Below are 16,379 nucleotides of genomic sequence, written 5' to 3'. Positions count from 1 at the left end.
CGGGCGATGGCGATCGTGGGCGTGGGCATTGACGTGGTCGACATTGAGCGGTTCGGTGAGTCGCTGACCCGTACCCCCGGCCTGCGGGACAAGCTGTTCACGCCCGCCGAGGCATCGCGGCCGCTGGCGTCGCTGGCGGCGCGGTTCGCTGCGAAGGAGGCGGTGGCCAAGGCGCTGCACGCCCCCGGCGGCCTGGCCTGGCACGACGCCGAGGTGGTCTCGGAGTCCTCCGGCCGCCCGATCCTGGAGATCCGCGGCACCGTCCTCGCCCGAGCGCACGAGCTCGGCGTCGATTCGGTCCACCTCTCCCTCTCCCACGACGCCGGCATCGCCTCCGCCGTCGTGATCCTCGAGTCGGCGCAAACGCACGCCGTTTGAGCGCCGAGTCAGCGGTGTATACGTGCGCGTCTGCGCCGACTCGGCGATGTATGCGTGCATGTCTACGCCGAGTCGGCGGTGTATGCAGAATGGGGGCGTGAGACGGGCACACACGGTGGAGCAGGTGCGGGCGGCCGAGGCGGAGCTGATGAGCCGGCTGCCGGACGGGGCGTTGATGCAGCGGGCGGCGGCGGGGCTGGCGTACGCCGTACTCGACCTCCTGGGTTCGGCGTACGGGCGGCGGGTGCGGCTGCTGGTCGGCTCGGGTGACAACGGCGGCGACGCGCTGTACGCCGGGGCGCTGCTGGCGCGGCGCGGCTGCGCGGTGGAGGCGGTGCTGCTGTCCGACCGGGTCCACGAGGCCGGCCTCGCCGCACTCCGGGCAGCCGGCGGCCGGACCGTTGAAGCGACGGAACCGGCGAAGGGCCTTGACGTGGTGGTGGACGGGATCGTCGGCATCGGCGGGCGGCCGGGGCTGCGGGACAACGCAGTGGCGGCCCTCCAGGCGGTCGCGGGAGTGCCGATCGTGGCGGTCGACGTGCCGAGCGGCATGGACGTCGACACCGGGCGGCTCGACGGACCGCACGTGCGGGCGGATGTGACCGTCACCTTCGGCACCCACAAGGTCGCCCACCTCGTCGACCCAGCGGCGGAGGCGTGCGGCGCCGTACATCTCGTCGACATCGGCCTCGAGCTTCCGGACGCCGACGTCGAGTCGCTGCAGGCGGCCGACGTCGCGGCGCTGGTGCCGCAGCCGGCCGCGAACGCCCACAAGTACACCCGCGGCGTCGTCGGCGTCCGGGCCGGCTCGGCCGCCTATCCGGGTGCGGCGGTGCTGTGCGTGGCGGGCGCGGTGAGCGGGCTGGCCGGAATGGTGCGGTACGTCGGCCGCGCGGCCCGCGAGGTGCTCGCGGTCCACCCCGAGGTCGTGGTCGGCACCGGTCAGGTGCAGGCGTGGGTGGTCGGCTCGGGCGGCGGCGCGGCCGCCGACCTGGCGCTGGCCGAGGCCCTCGCCGAAGGGCTCCCGGTCGTGGTCGACGCCGACGCACTCAGCCACGTCAACAAGCGCCTCGGCCCGTCCGCGATCCTCACCCCGCATGCCGGTGAGCTAGCCCGGATCATGGGCGTGGACAGGGCCAAGGTCGAGGCCGAGCAGCTGGCCCATGCGCGGGAGGCGGCCCGGCGCTTCGACTCGGTCGTGCTCTTGAAGGGCAGGCGTACCTTGGCGGCCCATCCGGATGGACGGGTCCGCATCTCGGCCACGGGCGTGCCGTGGCTGGCGACCGCCGGCGCGGGCGACGTGCTCGCGGGCCTGGTCGGCTCGCTGCTGGCGGGCGGCCTGAGCCCGTACGACGCCGCCTCGGCCGGCGCGTGGCTGCACGGCGCGGCCGCCACCCTCGCCTCCCGCGGCGGACCGATCACCGCGGGTGCCGTTGCCGCCGCAATCCCGGAAGCGGTGCGAGACTTGCGCCAATGATTTCGTCCGTGAACAGGGCAGAGATCGTCGTCGACGTGGCGGCGATCCGACACAACGTCCGCCGCCTGCGCGCGGCTGTCGGCGGCGCGCGGATGATGACCGTGGTGAAGTCGGATGGCTACGGCCACGGACTCGGCCCGGTTGCGCGGGCGGCGCGTGCCGGCGGCGCGGACTGGCTCGGGGTTGCGACCATCGACGAGGCGCTGGCGCTGCGTGCCACCGGTGACGCCGGCCCCGTGCTGTGCTGGCTCGGCGTTCCCGGTGAGGAGTACGCCGCCGCGATCGAGCGCGACATCGACGTCACGGCGTACTCGCTGGACGAGCTGGCCGAGGTCACCAAGGGCGCTCGCGCCGCCGGCCGCCAGGCGCGGCTCCAGTTGAAGGTCGACACCGGCCTGTCCCGCGGGGGTGCGATGCAAGCCGACTGGACCGAGCTGGTCAGGGCCGCGCGTGCCGCCGAGCAGGATGGCGACGTCGCGGTGACCGGGATCTGGTCGCACTTCGCGTGCAGCGACGAGCCCGCCCACCCCGCCAACGACGCCCAGGAGGCCGCCTTCCGCAGCGCGCTCGAGATCGCGCACACCGCCGGCCTGCGCCCGAGCGTCCGGCACCTTTCGAACTCGGCCGCGGCGCTGCTCCGCCCGAGCGCGCGGTTCGACCTGGTGCGGTGCGGGATCGCGAGCTACGGACTCGATCCTGCGCCGGGCCACACCCCGGCCGTGCTGCCAGGACTGGGACTGATCCCGGCGATGACGGTCCGGGCGGCGCTGGCGATGGTCAAGCGGCTGCCGGCAGGGGGCTCGGTCTCGTACGGCCACACCTGGACCGCCGACCGGCCGACCACTCTCGGACTCGTGCCCGCCGGGTACGGCGACGGGATCCTGCGCCATGCCAGTGGCCGGGCCGAGGTCTGGGTGGACGGCCGGCGGCGGCCGATCCGGGGGCGGGTTTGCATGGACCAGTTCGTGGTCGATCTGGACAGCGACCTTCCCGCGGCCGGGAGTCGCGTCGTACTGTTCGGGGCTGGTGCCGATGGGGAGCCGACCGCGCAGGACTGGGCGGAGGCATGCGGCACCATCAGCTACGAGATCGTGACCAGGGTCGGCGGCCGCATGCGCCGGATCCACGTCGACAGTGAGGCTGAGGAGCACAGGGCATGAGGATGCGGCGCAGGATCGCAGGTCTGGCGGCCGGTGCGGCCGGGCTGGCGGCTGCCGGTACGGCGGTCGGCATCGCCCGCCAGCAGCGGGTGATCGCCCGCCGCGGCGCCGGTGACGCGACCCCGCTCGGCTCGCTGCGCTCCGCACCGATCACCGTCGTCGCCGACGACGGCGTACCCCTGCACGTCGAGGTCGACGAGGTCGAGCGCGCCGGCGGAACAGGCGGCAAGCGCGGCAAGGGCCGTAACCAGCAGCCGACGCTGGTGTTCGTGCACGGCTTCGCGCTCACCCTCGACTGCTGGCACTTCCAGCGGGCAGGCTTCCGCGGGCTGCTGCGTACCGTCTACTACGACCAGCGTTCCCACGGTCGCTCCGGTCGCTCCGAGCGCGAGAACGCCACCATCGACCAGCTCGGCCGGGACCTGCTCCAGGTGCTGGACCAGGTGGTGCCGGACGGGCCGGTGGTGCTGGTCGGCCACTCGATGGGCGGGATGACGATCCTGGCGCTGGCCGACGAGCACCCGGAGCTGTTCGGCGACCGGATCACCGGCGTGGCACTGATCGCGACCACCGCCGGGGCGCTGCAGCCGCACAAGATGGTGGTGCCGTTCATCCCCGACGTGGTCGGCAGTGAGCTGGCGGTTCGTGGGATCAGCCTGCTGTCGCGGGTCAGCCGCACCGTTGACGGCGTACGCCGCGTCGGCAAGCCGCTGTCGACGGTGCTCACCGACCGCTACGCCTTCGGCAGCAAGGTCCCGGCGACCTATGTGGACTTCACCGACCAGCTCCTCGGTACGACGCCGTTCGAGGTGGTGGCCGAGTTCTTCCCGAGCTTCGGCGAGCTCGACAAGTTCGCCGTACTCCGCGCCTTCGACGGGCTCCCGACTATCGTCCTCTGCGGCACCCGCGACAAGGTCACCCCGATCAGCCACAGCCGCACGCTCGCCGACGAGCTGCCGCACGCGCACTTCGAGGAGGTCGAGGGCGCCGGTCACATGGTGATCATGGAGCGGCACGAGCGGGTCAACGCCACCCTCGACCAGCTGATCGCATCCGCCTCGCCGGCGCAGCCCGGGGTGACCGGCGGACTGTGAGGCTCGATCAAGTGGTCACTCCCGTGAGTCGTGTGGGTGCCGAGGCCGCGGCCGAGGTGCACGCGGTGGTGTCCGCTGCCTTCGCCGCCCGCCCGGTCCTCGACCCGCCCGCGGATGCGCTGTCGGAGACCCCCGAGTCGATTGCGCGGGCGCTCTCGCGGCACGGCGGGCTGCTCGCCACCGTCGCCGGCAAGCCCGCCGGTGCGCTGCTGTTCGCACCGTCGGACGGCGTGGTGTTTCTGCGCCGCTTCGGCGTCGCGCCCGAAGCGCAGGGCGCGGGCGTGGCCGGCGCGCTGGTCGGCGCCGCCCTGGAGGAGGCGGCCAAGGGCGGCTTCTCCGGAGTGGTGGTGCTGGCCCGGGAGGAGCTGCCGGACACGATCGCGTTCTGGCGGCGGCACGGCTTCGCCGAGATCCGCCGGCACGCGCCGTACGTCGAGCTGGCGCGGTGGCTGCCGCGGGCCTACCCGGCGCCGGACGCCGACACGATGCGGGGCCTGGGCTCACAGCTGGCCGGGATACTGCGCGCCGGCGACCTGGTGACCCTCACCGGTCAGCTCGGCGCCGGGAAGACGACGTTCACCCAGGGCCTGGGCGCCGGGCTCGGGGTCCGTGGCGACGTCACCTCGCCGACCTTCGTGATCGCCCGCGTGCACCCGTCCCTGGCCGACGGCCCGGCGCTGGTGCACGTCGACGCCTATCGGCTCGGCGGCATCGACGAGCTCGACGATCTCGACCTGGACACCTCTCTGGACGAGGCGGTCACCGTCGTCGAGTGGGGCGAGGGTGTCGCCGAGGGCCTGTCCGAGGACCGGCTGGAGGTCCGGATCGTGCGCGCGACCGGCAGCGACGCGGTCGACGAGGACCCGCGCCAGGTCGTCGTACTCCCCGTGGGTCCGCGCTGGCGCGGGGTCACCCTGATCTAGGCTCGGGGCCGTGCTGCTTGCGTTCGATACGGCGACCCCGCTGGTGACAGTCGCTCTGTGCGACGACGACGGCACGGTCGTCGCCGAGGCGATCTCGGAGCGGCCGATGAAGCACGGCGAGCAGCTGGCGCCGCTGATCGCCGCCGTCCTCGACGATGCGGGGCTGGTCCGCCAGGACCTCACCGCGATCGCGGTCGGCGTCGGCCCTGGGCCGTTCACCGGGCTGCGGGTCGGGCTGGTGACCGCACGCACGCTCGGCTTCGTCCTCGAGATCCCGGTGTACGGCGTGTGCACGCTCGACGTGCTCGCCATCGAGGCCGTCGACACCGGCACCGTCTCCGGGCCGTTCCTGGTCGCGACCGACGCTCGCCGCAAGGAGGTCTACTGGGCGGCGTACTCCGCGGACGGCGAGCGCCTCGACGGGCCGCACGTCGCCCGCCCTGCCGACGTGGTCACCGAGCGCCCGGTCGTGGGCGAGGGCTCGACGCTCTACCCGGACGACTTCCTCGTGAGCGCGTCACCACACCGGCCGTCGGCCGGCTGGCTGGCGCGCGTCGTACACGGAGAGCGGGCGGAGCTGCTCGACCCGGAGCCGCTCTACCTGCGCCGCCCCGACGCAGCGCTGCCCGGCCAGCCGAAGCGGGTGTCGTGATCCGCACCGCGACCCCGGCCGACCTGCCCGCACTCGCCGCGCTCGAGGCCGAGCTGTTCGGCGCGGACGCATGGACCGCCGACGGGCTGACCGAAGTCCTCGCGGGCGCCGGCCGCCAGGCGTGGGTGGAGGCCGACGACGACACTTCGGTCAGCGGTTACGCGGTGACCGGGCCGTCCGGCGACGTGGTCGAGCTGCTCCGGATCGGGGTGGCGCCCGCTGCTCAGCGGCAGGCGGTCGCGACCGGGCTGATGCGGGAGGTGATCGCCGCCGCGGCCGCGGCCGGGGCCGACCGGATCCTGATCGAGGTGAGCGCCGACAACACCGGCGCGCTGGCGTTCTACGACGACCAGGGCTTCACCGAGATCCATCGGCGGCCGCGCTACTACCGCGACGGTTCGGATGCGATCGTCATGCAGCTGGGAGAGTGACCTGATGAGCGACGGACCCCTGGTGCTTGGCATCGAGACCTCCTGCGACGAGACCGGCGTCGGCATCGTCCGCGGCCAGACCCTGCTCGCCGACGCGGTCGCGTCCAGCGTGGACGAGCACGCCCGCTTCGGTGGCGTCGTACCCGAGGTCGCGTCCCGCGCCCACCTGGAGGCGATGGTCCCGACCATCGAGCGGGCCTGCGAGACCGCCGGCATCAAGCTGTACGACGTGGACGCGGTCGCGGTCACCAGCGGCCCGGGACTGGCCGGCGCGCTGCTGGTCGGCGTCGCCGCAGCGAAGGCGCTCGCGATCGGGCTCGGCAAGCCGATCTACGGCGTCAACCACCTGGCCGCCCACGTCGCCGTCGACCAGCTCGAGCATGGCCCGCTGCCCGAGCCGTGTCTGGCGATGCTGGTCAGCGGCGGCCACTCCTCGCTGCTCAAGGTCGCCGATGTCACGCTCGGCGTCGACCCGATGGGCGCGACCATCGACGACGCGGCGGGGGAGGCCTTCGACAAGGTGGCCCGGCTGCTCGGCCTGCCGTTCCCCGGCGGGCCGCACATCGACCGCCAGGCCGCCTCGGGGTCGTCGGTGGCGATCGACTTCCCGCGCGGGCTCACCTCGCGCCGCGACCTGGAGCGGCACCGCTTCGACTTCTCCTTCTCCGGCCTGAAGACCGCCGTCGCGCGCTGGGTCGAGGCGCGCGAGGCATCGGGCGAGCCGGTGCCAGTGGCCGACGTGGCGGCGTCTTTCCAGGAGGCGGTCTGCGACGTCCTGGTCCGCAAGGCCCTCGACGCCGCTCAGACCGAGGGCATCGACGACATCCTGATCGGCGGCGGCGTCGCCGCCAACAGCCGGCTCCGCGCGATGGCCACCGAACGCGCCGACGCGCTGGGCATCCGGGTCCGCGTCCCGCGCCCCGGCCTGTGCACCGACAACGGCGCCATGGTCGCCGCCCTCGGCGCCGAGCTGGTCGCCCGCGGCCGTACGCCGTCAGCCCTAGACCTGCCCGCCGACTCCTCCCAGCCGATCACGACCGTCGTGGCCTGATTCGTAGCCAGTTGACAGCGATGTCGAGCCTTGGGTTGGGTGGCCAACTAGATCCGGATCATTCGGCAACTCTCGGGGGTTCGACAGTGCGTAACGTTCAGCGGATTGCCGCCGGGCTGGTGTTCGTCACCGTATGGACGGGCTCCATGGTGAGCCCGGCTGCGGCCAGCGATGTCACCGTCTCTGTGCACAATTCCTGGGGTAAGTGGGTCGACTCCAAGAACGTCCTGTGCGCGGGCCTTGGAGAAGGCACGAGTCGGACCGCGGTGGCCAAGATCTGGCCTGTCGACGGGACCGGTCCCACCTTCAGGGTCAAAGACGTCACAACCGGCGACGGCTACCGCTGTTGGCGTCGCGTGCCTGTGCCCGAGAACGAGCACTACGTCCTCAGGATTCGGGTATGGCCGTCCGGGGACCTTCGCAAGGCCAGGTTCTTCACCTGAGCAGCTGAGTCTGAGTTCTGCCGGCAGTCACTGGGTTGCGAGCACGAACAGCCGAGGAAGGTCCGGTCCGGTGCGTGGCGGAACGGCGTACTCCATGCTGCCGTCGAGGCCGAACCGCACGATTGACCACTCGTTGCCCTGGAAGACGGCAGCGAGCAGGTGCTCGGGGTCCTCCCAGACCATGTCAAACGGTGTTCCGCTCGGGTCGGCCCGCTGGAAGTGCACCACTGACTCGCCGCTGTCCGCGCGAAGCACGCTCAAGTCGAGCGGGCCGAAGCCGTCATCCAAGCCGAGGATGGCGAGCACGTACTGCCCATCGGGGGAGAAAGACTTCGCATTGTCGCGGCACGATTCCCACTCGGGGCGGTAGCTGCTGTCCATGGCCTCCCAGCACCCTTCGGTGTCGGTGAGGCTGGTCAGTGCGACGAGTCGGCTGCCGTCGGCGTTGACCGCGTTGATCCCGAGGACGCGCTCGCTAGCGCGGTCGACGGAGCCGTCCGAGGAGACGACCCACGAGGTGCGCTCCTCGCCGACCTGAGTGTCGACATACACCTGGCAGCCGGCCGCGGACGGCCCTTCTGATTCGGAGGCGCTGGAGCAGTCGTCGCCGACCAGGCCACTGATTCCGAAGTCGGTGCCTTCGACCTGCGCCAGCTGCACGGGCTCGGGACGACCGTCCTGCAGAACCATCGGTACGCCGTCCGGCCCGATCCAGGCTGCGGCCGTGCGGTTGCGATTGGCCACCACGCGGCCATCGTCGACCGGGTAGCTGCTGACGATGTCCCCTGCCGCAGATAGCACCGTCACCTGGAGGTTGCCTTGGTCGTCGCTGCTGGTCACTACTAGTCGGTCGCCAACCTCGGCGATCGACGCGTACGCCTCCGGCAGCTCCAGGGTCTCGCCCGAGGCGAGGTGGGCGGCGGTGCCTTCGAGCCAGGTGACCGCCGGCAGGTCTCCGGCGTCCAGGTTGCTGACGTCGAGCGGAACCTCGGCCTTCTCGCCGGGCACCCCCTCGGTGGCGGTCTGGTTCTGAGTCGGACCGGTCGGGTCGGCGGAGGTGTTCGCGCTAGGCGTGCCGCCGGTCGCGGACTGGGTCGGGCCGGTCGGTGCCGGGTCGGGCTCGGAGCGGTCCAGGCCGGAGCCGGCGATCAGGGCGGTCGGGACCAGGATCGCGGCAGCGGCGGCCACGCCGACGCCGGCGGCGATCCGGCGGCCGCGGCGGATCCGCTTGGCCCGGCCCCGCACGTCCTGGAAGGTCAGGGGAGCGTCGCTCCAGTCGTCGACACGGTTGTGCAGCTCGCGGCCGATCAGGTCGCCGAGGTCATCGTTGTTCTGGCTCATCGCTCCTCCTCCCTTCCGGTCCGGCCGAGGACTTCGGGCGCGCGCTCGCGCAGCGTGGCGAGGGCCCTGCTGGCCTGCGACTTCACGGTGCCAACGGAGATGCCGAGCGTCGAGGCGACCTCGGCCTCGCTCAGCTCCTCGTAGTAGCGAAGCACGACCACGGTCTTCTGCTTCGGCGGCAGCGTCTGCACGAACTCCCAGAGCGCGGCGCTCTGGCCTTCGTCGTACACGTCGCTGGTCGAGGCGAAGTCGGGCACGAGGTCGCTGGTGACCTCGCGCCGCTTCCACGGCCGCCGCCACAGGGAGTTGTTCTCGTTGACCATGATCCGCCGGACGTATGCGTCGAGCTGGTCCCGCTTCTGCACCTTGTCCCATGACAGGTACAGCTTCGCCAGCGCCACCTGCACCAGGTCCTCGGCGGAGTGCCGATCGCCGGTGAGGAGGTACGCCGTACGTAGCAGGGCCGGCTGACGCGCCGTCATGTACGCCGTGAAGTCGGCGTCGCGTGCGGCTGCCCGCTCACCCACGTCCACTCCTGAGTCCACGACGACCTGCATCCGACTCTCACCATCCTTCCGCACCCCAGACGCGGAAAGCAGCAGCCGGGTTGCATGTCGCTGGATGGCGTGTCGGGCGTTACACCAGGTCAGACAGCCTCAGGCAGCTCAGGCGGTGGCGCGGTGCTCCCGCGGCGAGATCCCGCGGTGCCGCTTGAACGCCGCGGAGAGTGCGAACGGCGTGCTGTAGCCGACCTGGCGGGCCACCTGGGACAGCGTCAGGTCCGGGTCGAGCAGCAGGTCGGCGGCCATTGTCAGCCGCCACTCGGTCAGGTAGGCCATCGGCGGCTGGCCGACCAGCTCGGCGAACTTCCGGGCCAGCGTCGCGCGCGACACCCCGACCTCCTTCGCGAGTGAGGCCACGCTCCACGGCTCGGCGAGGTCGTCGTGCATCAGCCGGAGCGCGGCGCCGACGACGCTGTCGCTGTGGGCGAGGTACCAGCCCGGCGGGTGCGCCTCCGGCCGCGCGAACCAGGTCCGCAGCGCGTCGATCACGATCAGGTCGAGCAGCCGGTCCAGTACGGCGGTCTGCCCGGGCTCGTCGCGCCGGATCTCCTCGGCGAGGTAGCCGAGCAGCGGGCCGGACCACTCCTCTGACTTCAGCACCAGCAGCGGCGGCAGCGCCGAGAGAGTACGCCGGCCCACCTCGCCGGCCTGCTCGTAGGTGCCGATCAGCAGGGTCGTCTCACCCTCGTCGACCGGTCCCCAGGTCCGCGGGCCGCGCATGAACAGGTCGTGCAGCGGGGTCCCGTCCGGCAGCGCACAGCGCTGACCCGGATGGATCACGTAGGTGGTCTCGGCGTCCGGGGCGCCGCCGACGTCGTAGTGCTCCGGCCCGCGGCACAGCGCCACGTCGCCCGGCAGCAGCTGCCGCGGCGTACCGCCCACGACCGAGACCCAGGCCTCGCCCCGCAGCACCGACAGCAGCGTCAGCGGCGACTCGTCGAGGACTCTCATCGACCACGGGTTGGTCAGCTCGGCACGCAGCAGGAACGCCTCGTGGGCCCGGGGCCCGGCCAGCAAGCCGGTGATCGCATCCATGCGATCAAAGTTAGACGGTTGCGCATGTTTCTGCAACGAAAGGCCATGGAAGATCTTCGCTGGGGTGGTCGAGCAGGTTGCGCAGCAACCGTCGTCGAGACCACCAAGGCCGTCGCGGGCGCGGGCGGCCCGACCTCAAACGCCGGCGGGCGCTGCGGCGGCGCGTCGCACGCACGGCCGCCGCTGTTGGTTGCGCGCCGTAGGCGCGCGCCGCGGCCAAGCCGCTTGACGCCGCCCGCAGGCGCCCGAGGCCGAACCGCCCACGCAAGGACGCTGCTGAAGGCGTCGCTTGTCCGATCACATCGAGACCACGATGGGTGTGCCGTGCCGCAGGTGATCGGCGTGACCATCGTCGGCAACGTGCCGCTCAACAACGAGCTCGTGCCGCTCGACCCGCAGGCGGCCTCCGCGCAGGAGATGTGGCGCGACTACCTGGTCGACTGGACCCGCTGGAACACCGTCCGCACCATCGCCTCCGCGGTCGCCGCGACCGGTCTGATCTGGCAGCTCGTCCGCGGTCTGTGACCGCCTCCGGACAGCTCGGAACGCCTATCGTGAACCTCGTGGACCAGGGCTACTTTCCGCCCGGCTCGATGCTCCGGCACGTCCAGGAGCATCGGGCCGTCGGCCATACCTTCGGGCTGCGGGCGCTGATCCTGGGCGCCACCCACCCGGTGCCCTACGTCGGCACCGCCTCCGCCTCGGGCTACCGTGACCGGCCCTTCCAGCGGCTGTCCCGGACGGCCGCGGCGTTCGAGACGATCTTCTTCGGCACCCGTGCCGAAGCGGACAAGCTGCTGGCCGGGTCCGCACTATGCACGAAGAGGTCAAGGGCGTGCTCCCGCAGGACGAAGGCGTGTTCCCCGCCGGCACGCCGTACGACGCGTTCGACCCGGAGCTGATGCTGTGGACGATGGGCGTGCTGGCGGACTCCTCGCGGGTCTGCTTCGAGACCCTGGTCCGCCCGCTGGCCGATGGTGAGCGCGAGCAGCTGTGGCAGGACTGGGTGCGGTTCGGCGAGCTGTTCGGGATGCCGCGCTCGGTGGCGCCCGCGACCGCCGGCGATTTCGACGCCTGGCTGGCCCGGCACGTCGACGGGCCCGACTTCCACGTCACCGACGAGGCCCGGATCGTCGGCCGCGCCATCGCTCACGGATCGCCGGTCCCGGCACCGCTCAAGCCCGGGGTCAAGGTGACCCACTTCCTGGCGATCGGAATGCTGCCGCCACGGGTACGGCGCGCATTCGGGCTGCGCTGGTCGCCCGCCCACACCGCGGCCCACGGCCGGCTGTCCGCCGCCGTCCGCGCCTCGCAGCACGTCGTACCGGATCGGCTGCGAATCGGGCCCAACGACGACCTGTTCCGGATGGTCTCGGCGGCCGAGCGCCGGATCCTCGCAGCCGGCCGGAAGACCATCGATCTGCCCGCTGCCTGACCGTCCCGACTTTGGCCCTGGTCTTGCCGGGCTGGTTGGATGGTCTATATGCGTGGCGTCGCCCCCGTCCTCAGCGCTGTCTGCACCGCGCTCCTGGTCGTGACCGGGTGCGGTACCGCCGACGCGCCGGAACCCGACGGCGAGGCCGCCTCCAGCCCGTCGTCCGCGACTCCGTCAGCCACGACCACGACCAGCGACCTGGCCTCGCCAAGCGCCCCCGCGGACTCCGGCCCGGTGGGCGGCGGCGAGCCGTCGTCCTCGTCATCCCTGGAGGCCAGCGCCGTGCCCGGCGCCCGGCCGGCCGCCGAGCTCGGCCTCGCCGGCGGTTGGGGACCGACTCAGGCCGAGCTCGACCGAGCGGCCCGCCGGGCGCGCTCGCTGTCGCTGCGGGAGCTGGCCGGCCAGGTGATCCTCGCCCGGTACGACGGCACCGCGCCGCCGTCCAAGCTGGTGCGCGACCTGCACCTCGGCGGGGTGGTCGTGTTCGCCGACAACTTCGTCTCCACCGACCAGATCAAGGCCGCCAACCGAGCGCTCCAGCGTGGTGTCGGCCGGCGGTGGCCGGTGCAGATCGCGGTCGACCAGGAGGGTGGCATCGTCCAGCGGATCCAGGGCGACGCGACCAGGTTCCCGACGTTCATGACTGCTGGTGCCGGTGACAACGCGAAGGTGACCGAGGCGGCCGCACGCGCTCAGGGCGGCGAGCTGCGCCACCTCGGCTTCACCATGGACTTCGCGCCGGTCGCCGACGTGACCAGCGGCCGGCAGGACCCCACCATCGGTGCCCGCTCGGCCGGCTCCTACCCGGGCCTGGTCTCCCGCCAGGTCGTCGCCGCGTCGGCCGGCTTCCGCAAGTCCGGGGTCGCGCCGGTCCTTAAGCACTTCCCCGGCCACGGCTCGGTGCCGGCCGACAGCCACGAAGAGCTGCCGGTGCAACGCCGTACACTCGCCCAGCTCCGGCGCAACGACTTCGTGCCGTTCCGCAATGCGGTCGCCCAGCACGCCTCCACCGTGATGACCGGCCACATCGACGTCCGGGCGATCGACCCGGGCGTGCCGTCGTCGCTGTCGCGGAAGGTGGTCACCGGCACCCTCCGCGGCGAGCTCGGCTTCCGCGGCCTGGTTGTCACCGACGCACTCGACATGGCCGCGATCACCGACCGCTACACCAGCGCCCAGTCCGCGGTGCGCACCCTGCGCGCCGGCGCCGACATCGTGCTGATGCCGCCGGACCCGCGCGCCGCTCGGGACGGGATCGTGGCGGCGGTGCGCGGCGGCCAGCTCAGCCGGACCCGGGTCGAGCAGGCCGCGGCCCGCCAGATCGCGCTGCTCGACCACAACGAGGAGTACGGGCCCGGCCGGCCCCCCGGCACCAGCGGCCGGGCGTCGTTCAACCTGTCGCAGGCCGCGGTCACCGTGGTCGCCGGGCCCTGTCGGGGCCGGCTGATCGGCCCGTCTGTGCTGCCGGTGGGCGACGCCGACGCGGTCGCGGCGTTCAAGGCGGTCGCCGAGCAGGCCGGCATCGGCACCGCCGCCGGCCCGACGATCTCGTTCCGCGGGTACGGCGACCCCGCGACCACCGCCGACATCGTGGTCGCGACGGACACGCCGTACGTGCTCGGCCGCAGCCGCGGCCGGGTCCGGGTCGCCTTGTACGGCGCGACCCGTGGCGCCATGTGGGCACTCACCGACGTCCTGCTCGGAAAGTCACCCGCGTTCGGTCGGCTGCCGGTGCGGGTCGGCGGCGTCGCGCGGCCAGGTTGCTGAGGCCATGACCGAAGGGGACACGCCCTCATGATCATCGAGATCAGGACCTACCGACTGCGCCCGGGCACGGCCGACGAGTTCGTGCGGGTGATGCAGGCGGAATCGCTCCCGCTGCTCGCCGACGCGGGCATCAAGGTCGTGGCCTGCGGCAGGTCCCTGGCGGCCGATGACGGCCACGAGGAGGCCTACCTTGTCCGGGCGTTCGACTCGGTCGAGCGGCGCGAGCGGCAGGAGCAGGACTTCTACGGCAGCGAGGCGTGGCGCGCCGGGCCACGCGCTGCCATCATGGCGTGCGTCGAGAGCTACCACACCGTGGTGGTCGACGCGGCTGACCTTCGGATCTGAATCCCTGAGCCTTCGAGGAGACCAGTGTTCCTGCGGCCGGTCGTGCTCGCCGTACTCGTTTTTCTCATCACCGGCTGCTCGGTGTTCGGCGTCACCGACGAGAAGCCGGCCCCGGTCCGGATCGGCGACGTCTTCGACGGCTCCGACAAGCTGACGCGTGCGGTCGACACGTCGAAGCTGCTGATCCCGAGCGGCGAGGTGACCTTCGGCGTCACCGAGCCGCTGGACCGGGTCGGCTGGGACGAGTGGATCGGCACCGAGGCGCGGGTCCCGGTCGACGGCGCCGAGATCGTCGCGGTGACCTGGAAGCGCAAGGGCGTGTTCAACGCCGACGTGGCCGACGCGATGACCGCCGCCCACCCGCCGAAGGACCCGATCCGACTGTGGGTGACCGCCGACGACTATCGCCACGAGATCGAGGACGTCGGCAGCCTCGGCGGGCCGGGCGAGCGCAACTTCGTGTACGTCGGCGTGCCCGCCGACGCCAAGCTCTCGATCGAGGTGGAGTACGACGGCGTCACGCAGTCGCTCGATCCGCGCACCGGCAAGGTCAGCAGTGGCCAGGCCATGGGTCTGTACGACGAGTCGCTGCGGGCCGCCACCAAGACCGGCAACGGCCGCACCTCCTGCGGCCAGCAGCGGACCACCTCCGGGCGCTGGGCGATGTTGTTCACCTGCGGCGTCGAGAGCATCTGGTCGCTCCCGTACGCCGCCGGCCGGGGCTGGGCGGGCGAGGGCGAGTCGTGGCTGATCCTGACCGCGCGCACCAACCTGACCCGGGCCCAGTGGACCGCCGGCCCGCGCCGCTTCGCGACGTACACGGCGAGACCGACCCGCTGGCAGGTGGTCGTCGACGGCGCCGGGCCGACCGCCACCCTCGGGACCTACGAGAAGGGCGCCAGCACCCGCAAGCAGCTGGTCTTCAAGGGCGCCGCCGTGGGCGGCCACCTGGTCCGCTTCGTGGTCAGCTACGCCCTCAAGGTGGACACCACCCGCGGCACCGGCGGCGGCCACCCCAAGACCGCCACCCAGCGAATGGTGCGCGAGGTCGCGCTGGCTGGGTGAGGCTCGCCCCTCAGAACGGCCGGACCAGCAGGGCGGTGCCGTGGCCGGCGACCCGGGTGAGGACAAGGGTGGCGGGTTCGTCGCCGGTGAGGGCGAGGCGCTTGCGGAGCTGTTCGGGGACCACGTCGACGCCGCGCTTCTTGATCGTCAGCGGGCCGATGTTGCGCTGCCTCAGCGCCAGCTTCAGCATCTTCTCCCGATAGGGGAGCACCTCGAGGATCTCGTAGCCGCGGGCGAACGGCGAGTGGAAGGCGTCGTCGGCAGTGACGTAGGCGATGTGCTCGTCGACCAGGCCGCCGCCGACGCCCGCGGCGACGGCGGTCACCAGGCCGGCTCGGATCACCGCACCGTCGGGCTCGTAGAGACACCGGCCGAGGTCGCGGACCGGCCGCGCCTTGCCGTCGTACGGGTCGTCCTCCTCGGTCAGCGTCGCCAGCCCGGACTCGGCGATCACGGTCGCCCGCCGCTTCGCGCTGGCGAGGTACGACGCCCACAGCGCCGCCTCCTTGACCTCGCCACCGTCGGAGACCCACTCCGCCTCGACCCCGTCCGGGACCAGCTCGTGCGGGATCCCGGGAGCCACCTTCACCACCGCCGCGCGGGTCAGCAGCGACTCCACGAACGACCAGGGCGGCGTCCAGCCGTCGACGTCGAACACGCGGCCCCGCCCGGTGCGCCGCGCCGGGTCGGCGTACACCACGCCGAAGCCGTCCAGGGCCAGCGTGGTCGCGTCGGCCTCCATCACCGCACCGGCCAGCCCGAGCGCCTCGAGGTTGGCCTTCGCCATCTCGACCCGCAGCGGGTCCAGGTCGACGCCGGCCGTGATCAGCCCGTGTCGCGAGAAGGCGATCAGGTCGCCGCCGATGCCGCAGCCGAGGTCGACCACCGACGACGGTGACGCCGCCGCCACCCGCCCTGCGCGGTGCTCGGCCACCCGCAGCCGGGTCGACTGCTCGAGCGCGTCGGGCGTGAAGTACATGTGCAGCCCCAACTCGCCGAACTTCGCCACCGAGCGCCGGCGCAGGTCGATCTGCGTCATCGCCGCGGCCGCCTTCTCCGCGTTGGGTTCGGTACGCCGCACCGACGCCGCCGCCCGGACCGGGTCCCCGGCCGCGTCGACGTACGCCTCGGTGGCGATCACCAACAGCTGCTGCCCTTCACTGGTCAGCAGCCAGTGGAAGGTCTCGATGTCCAAAGGAATCCCAACGGCCGATGTTTC

16 protein-coding genes and 1 pseudogene are annotated in these 16,379 nt (G+C 72.4%); 13 read left to right on the top strand and 4 right to left on the bottom strand.

Annotated features, from left to right (window positions below):
• Window positions 1–6 precede the first annotated feature (6 nt).
• The 8 genes from DDV73_RS14810 to tsaD all read left to right on the top strand — a co-directional run bounded on the left by DDV73_RS14810 (window position 7) and on the right by tsaD (window position 7,166).
• Entirely contained in the window at window positions 7–378 is a 372-nt protein-coding gene (locus DDV73_RS14810) for a holo-ACP synthase (protein ID WP_109508031.1), read from the top strand.
• Between the two features lie 97 nt (window positions 379–475).
• Window positions 476–1,855 carry an NAD(P)H-hydrate epimerase gene (locus DDV73_RS14805; protein ID WP_206050886.1) on the top strand — a complete coding sequence of 460 codons (1,380 nt, stop codon included), beginning with the start codon at window positions 476–478 and terminating at the stop codon, window positions 1,853–1,855.
• An 8-nt stretch (window positions 1,856–1,863) separates the two neighbouring features.
• The gene (gene alr / locus DDV73_RS14800; protein WP_240617294.1) at window positions 1,864–3,015 is read left to right on the top strand and encodes an alanine racemase; all 1,152 of its coding nucleotides are present in this window, start codon (window positions 1,864–1,866) and stop codon (window positions 3,013–3,015) included.
• Entirely contained in the window at window positions 3,012–4,109 is a 1,098-nt protein-coding gene (locus DDV73_RS14795; RefSeq protein ID WP_109508029.1) for an alpha/beta fold hydrolase, read from the top strand. The genes alr and DDV73_RS14795 overlap by 4 nt, the downstream gene beginning before the upstream one ends.
• A 23-nt stretch (window positions 4,110–4,132) precedes the next feature.
• Window positions 4,133–5,032, top strand: coding sequence for a tRNA (adenosine(37)-N6)-threonylcarbamoyltransferase complex ATPase subunit type 1 TsaE (gene tsaE / locus DDV73_RS14790; protein WP_240617293.1), 900 nt, complete (start codon window positions 4,133–4,135; stop codon window positions 5,030–5,032).
• A 10-nt stretch (window positions 5,033–5,042) separates the two neighbouring features.
• On the top strand, window positions 5,043–5,684 hold the full coding sequence (gene tsaB / locus DDV73_RS14785; RefSeq protein WP_109508027.1) for a tRNA (adenosine(37)-N6)-threonylcarbamoyltransferase complex dimerization subunit type 1 TsaB: 642 nt from the start codon (window positions 5,043–5,045) through the stop codon (window positions 5,682–5,684).
• Entirely contained in the window at window positions 5,681–6,115 is a 435-nt protein-coding gene (locus DDV73_RS14780) for a GNAT family N-acetyltransferase (protein ID WP_109508026.1), read from the top strand. Before tsaB ends, DDV73_RS14780 begins: the two co-directional genes overlap by 4 nt.
• A gap of 4 nt (window positions 6,116–6,119) precedes the next feature.
• Entirely contained in the window at window positions 6,120–7,166 is a 1,047-nt protein-coding gene (tsaD, locus tag DDV73_RS14775) for a tRNA (adenosine(37)-N6)-threonylcarbamoyltransferase complex transferase subunit TsaD (RefSeq protein ID WP_109508025.1), read from the top strand.
• A 470-nt stretch (window positions 7,167–7,636) separates the two neighbouring features.
• Here tsaD and DDV73_RS14765 read toward each other — a convergent pair whose 3' ends face one another.
• The 3 genes from DDV73_RS14765 to DDV73_RS14755 all read right to left on the bottom strand — a co-directional run bounded on the left by DDV73_RS14765 (window position 7,637) and on the right by DDV73_RS14755 (window position 10,548).
• Window positions 7,637–8,950, bottom strand: coding sequence for a hypothetical protein (locus DDV73_RS14765; RefSeq protein WP_109508023.1), 1,314 nt, complete (start codon window positions 8,948–8,950; stop codon window positions 7,637–7,639).
• Window positions 8,947–9,477: a SigE family RNA polymerase sigma factor gene (locus DDV73_RS14760; protein ID WP_240617292.1), complete on the bottom strand. Its 531-nt coding sequence runs from the start codon at window positions 9,475–9,477 to the stop codon at window positions 8,947–8,949. Before DDV73_RS14760 ends, DDV73_RS14765 begins: the two co-directional genes overlap by 4 nt.
• Window positions 9,478–9,615: 138 nt before the next feature.
• A complete protein-coding gene (locus tag DDV73_RS14755) occupies window positions 9,616–10,548 on the bottom strand; it encodes an AraC family transcriptional regulator (protein WP_109508021.1) in 933 nt (310 codons plus the stop codon).
• 324 nt (window positions 10,549–10,872) lie between these two features.
• On the opposite strand from DDV73_RS14755, the gene DDV73_RS28760 reads away from it, so the two are divergent.
• The 5 genes and pseudogenes from DDV73_RS28760 (at window position 10,873) to DDV73_RS14725 (ending at window position 15,160) form a co-directional block, all read left to right on the top strand.
• The gene (locus DDV73_RS28760) at window positions 10,873–11,073 is read left to right on the top strand and encodes an anthrone oxygenase family protein (RefSeq protein WP_206050885.1); all 201 of its coding nucleotides are present in this window, start codon (window positions 10,873–10,875) and stop codon (window positions 11,071–11,073) included.
• 68 nt (window positions 11,074–11,141) lie between these two features.
• Window positions 11,142–11,983 (top strand): annotated as a pseudogene (locus DDV73_RS14740) (oxygenase MpaB family protein).
• Between the two features lie 48 nt (window positions 11,984–12,031).
• Window positions 12,032–13,750, top strand: coding sequence for a glycoside hydrolase family 3 protein (locus DDV73_RS14735; RefSeq protein ID WP_109508017.1), 1,719 nt, complete (start codon window positions 12,032–12,034; stop codon window positions 13,748–13,750).
• 27 nt (window positions 13,751–13,777) lie between these two features.
• Window positions 13,778–14,095, top strand: a complete 318-nt coding sequence (locus DDV73_RS14730; protein WP_109508016.1) for an NIPSNAP family protein — start codon at window positions 13,778–13,780, stop codon at window positions 14,093–14,095.
• Between the two features lie 24 nt (window positions 14,096–14,119).
• Window positions 14,120–15,160 (top strand): hypothetical protein, encoded by a 1,041-nt coding sequence (locus DDV73_RS14725; protein WP_109508015.1) that lies wholly within the window; start codon window positions 14,120–14,122, stop codon window positions 15,158–15,160.
• A 10-nt stretch (window positions 15,161–15,170) separates the two neighbouring features.
• Here the strand turns inward: DDV73_RS14725 and DDV73_RS14720 are convergent, their stop codons facing one another.
• On the bottom strand, window positions 15,171–16,355 hold the full coding sequence (locus DDV73_RS14720; protein ID WP_109508014.1) for a THUMP-like domain-containing protein: 1,185 nt from the start codon (window positions 16,353–16,355) through the stop codon (window positions 15,171–15,173).
• Between the last annotated feature and the right edge of the window lie 24 nt (window positions 16,356–16,379).

The organism is Nocardioides speluncae, assembly GCF_003121585.1.
GTDB lineage: Bacteria > Actinomycetota > Actinomycetes > Propionibacteriales > Nocardioidaceae > Nocardioides > Nocardioides speluncae.
The sequence above is the reverse complement of the archived record's forward strand: the minus strand, read 5'-3'. Positions and strand labels throughout refer to the sequence as shown.

Coding starts and splice junctions, on each gene's coding strand:
- DDV73_RS14810 (WP_109508031.1), top strand. CDS start 7: ATGGCGATCGTGGGCGTGGGCATTGACGTGGTCGACATTGAGCGGTTC.
- DDV73_RS14735 (WP_109508017.1), top strand. CDS start 12,032: ATGCGTGGCGTCGCCCCCGTCCTCAGCGCTGTCTGCACCGCGCTCCTG.
- DDV73_RS14765 (WP_109508023.1), bottom strand. CDS start 8,950: ATGAGCCAGAACAACGATGACCTCGGCGACCTGATCGGCCGCGAGCTG.
- DDV73_RS14795 (WP_109508029.1), top strand. CDS start 3,012: ATGAGGATGCGGCGCAGGATCGCAGGTCTGGCGGCCGGTGCGGCCGGG.
- DDV73_RS14755 (WP_109508021.1), bottom strand. CDS start 10,548: ATGGATGCGATCACCGGCTTGCTGGCCGGGCCCCGGGCCCACGAGGCG.
- tsaD (WP_109508025.1), top strand. CDS start 6,120: ATGAGCGACGGACCCCTGGTGCTTGGCATCGAGACCTCCTGCGACGAG.
- DDV73_RS14730 (WP_109508016.1), top strand. CDS start 13,778: ATGATCATCGAGATCAGGACCTACCGACTGCGCCCGGGCACGGCCGAC.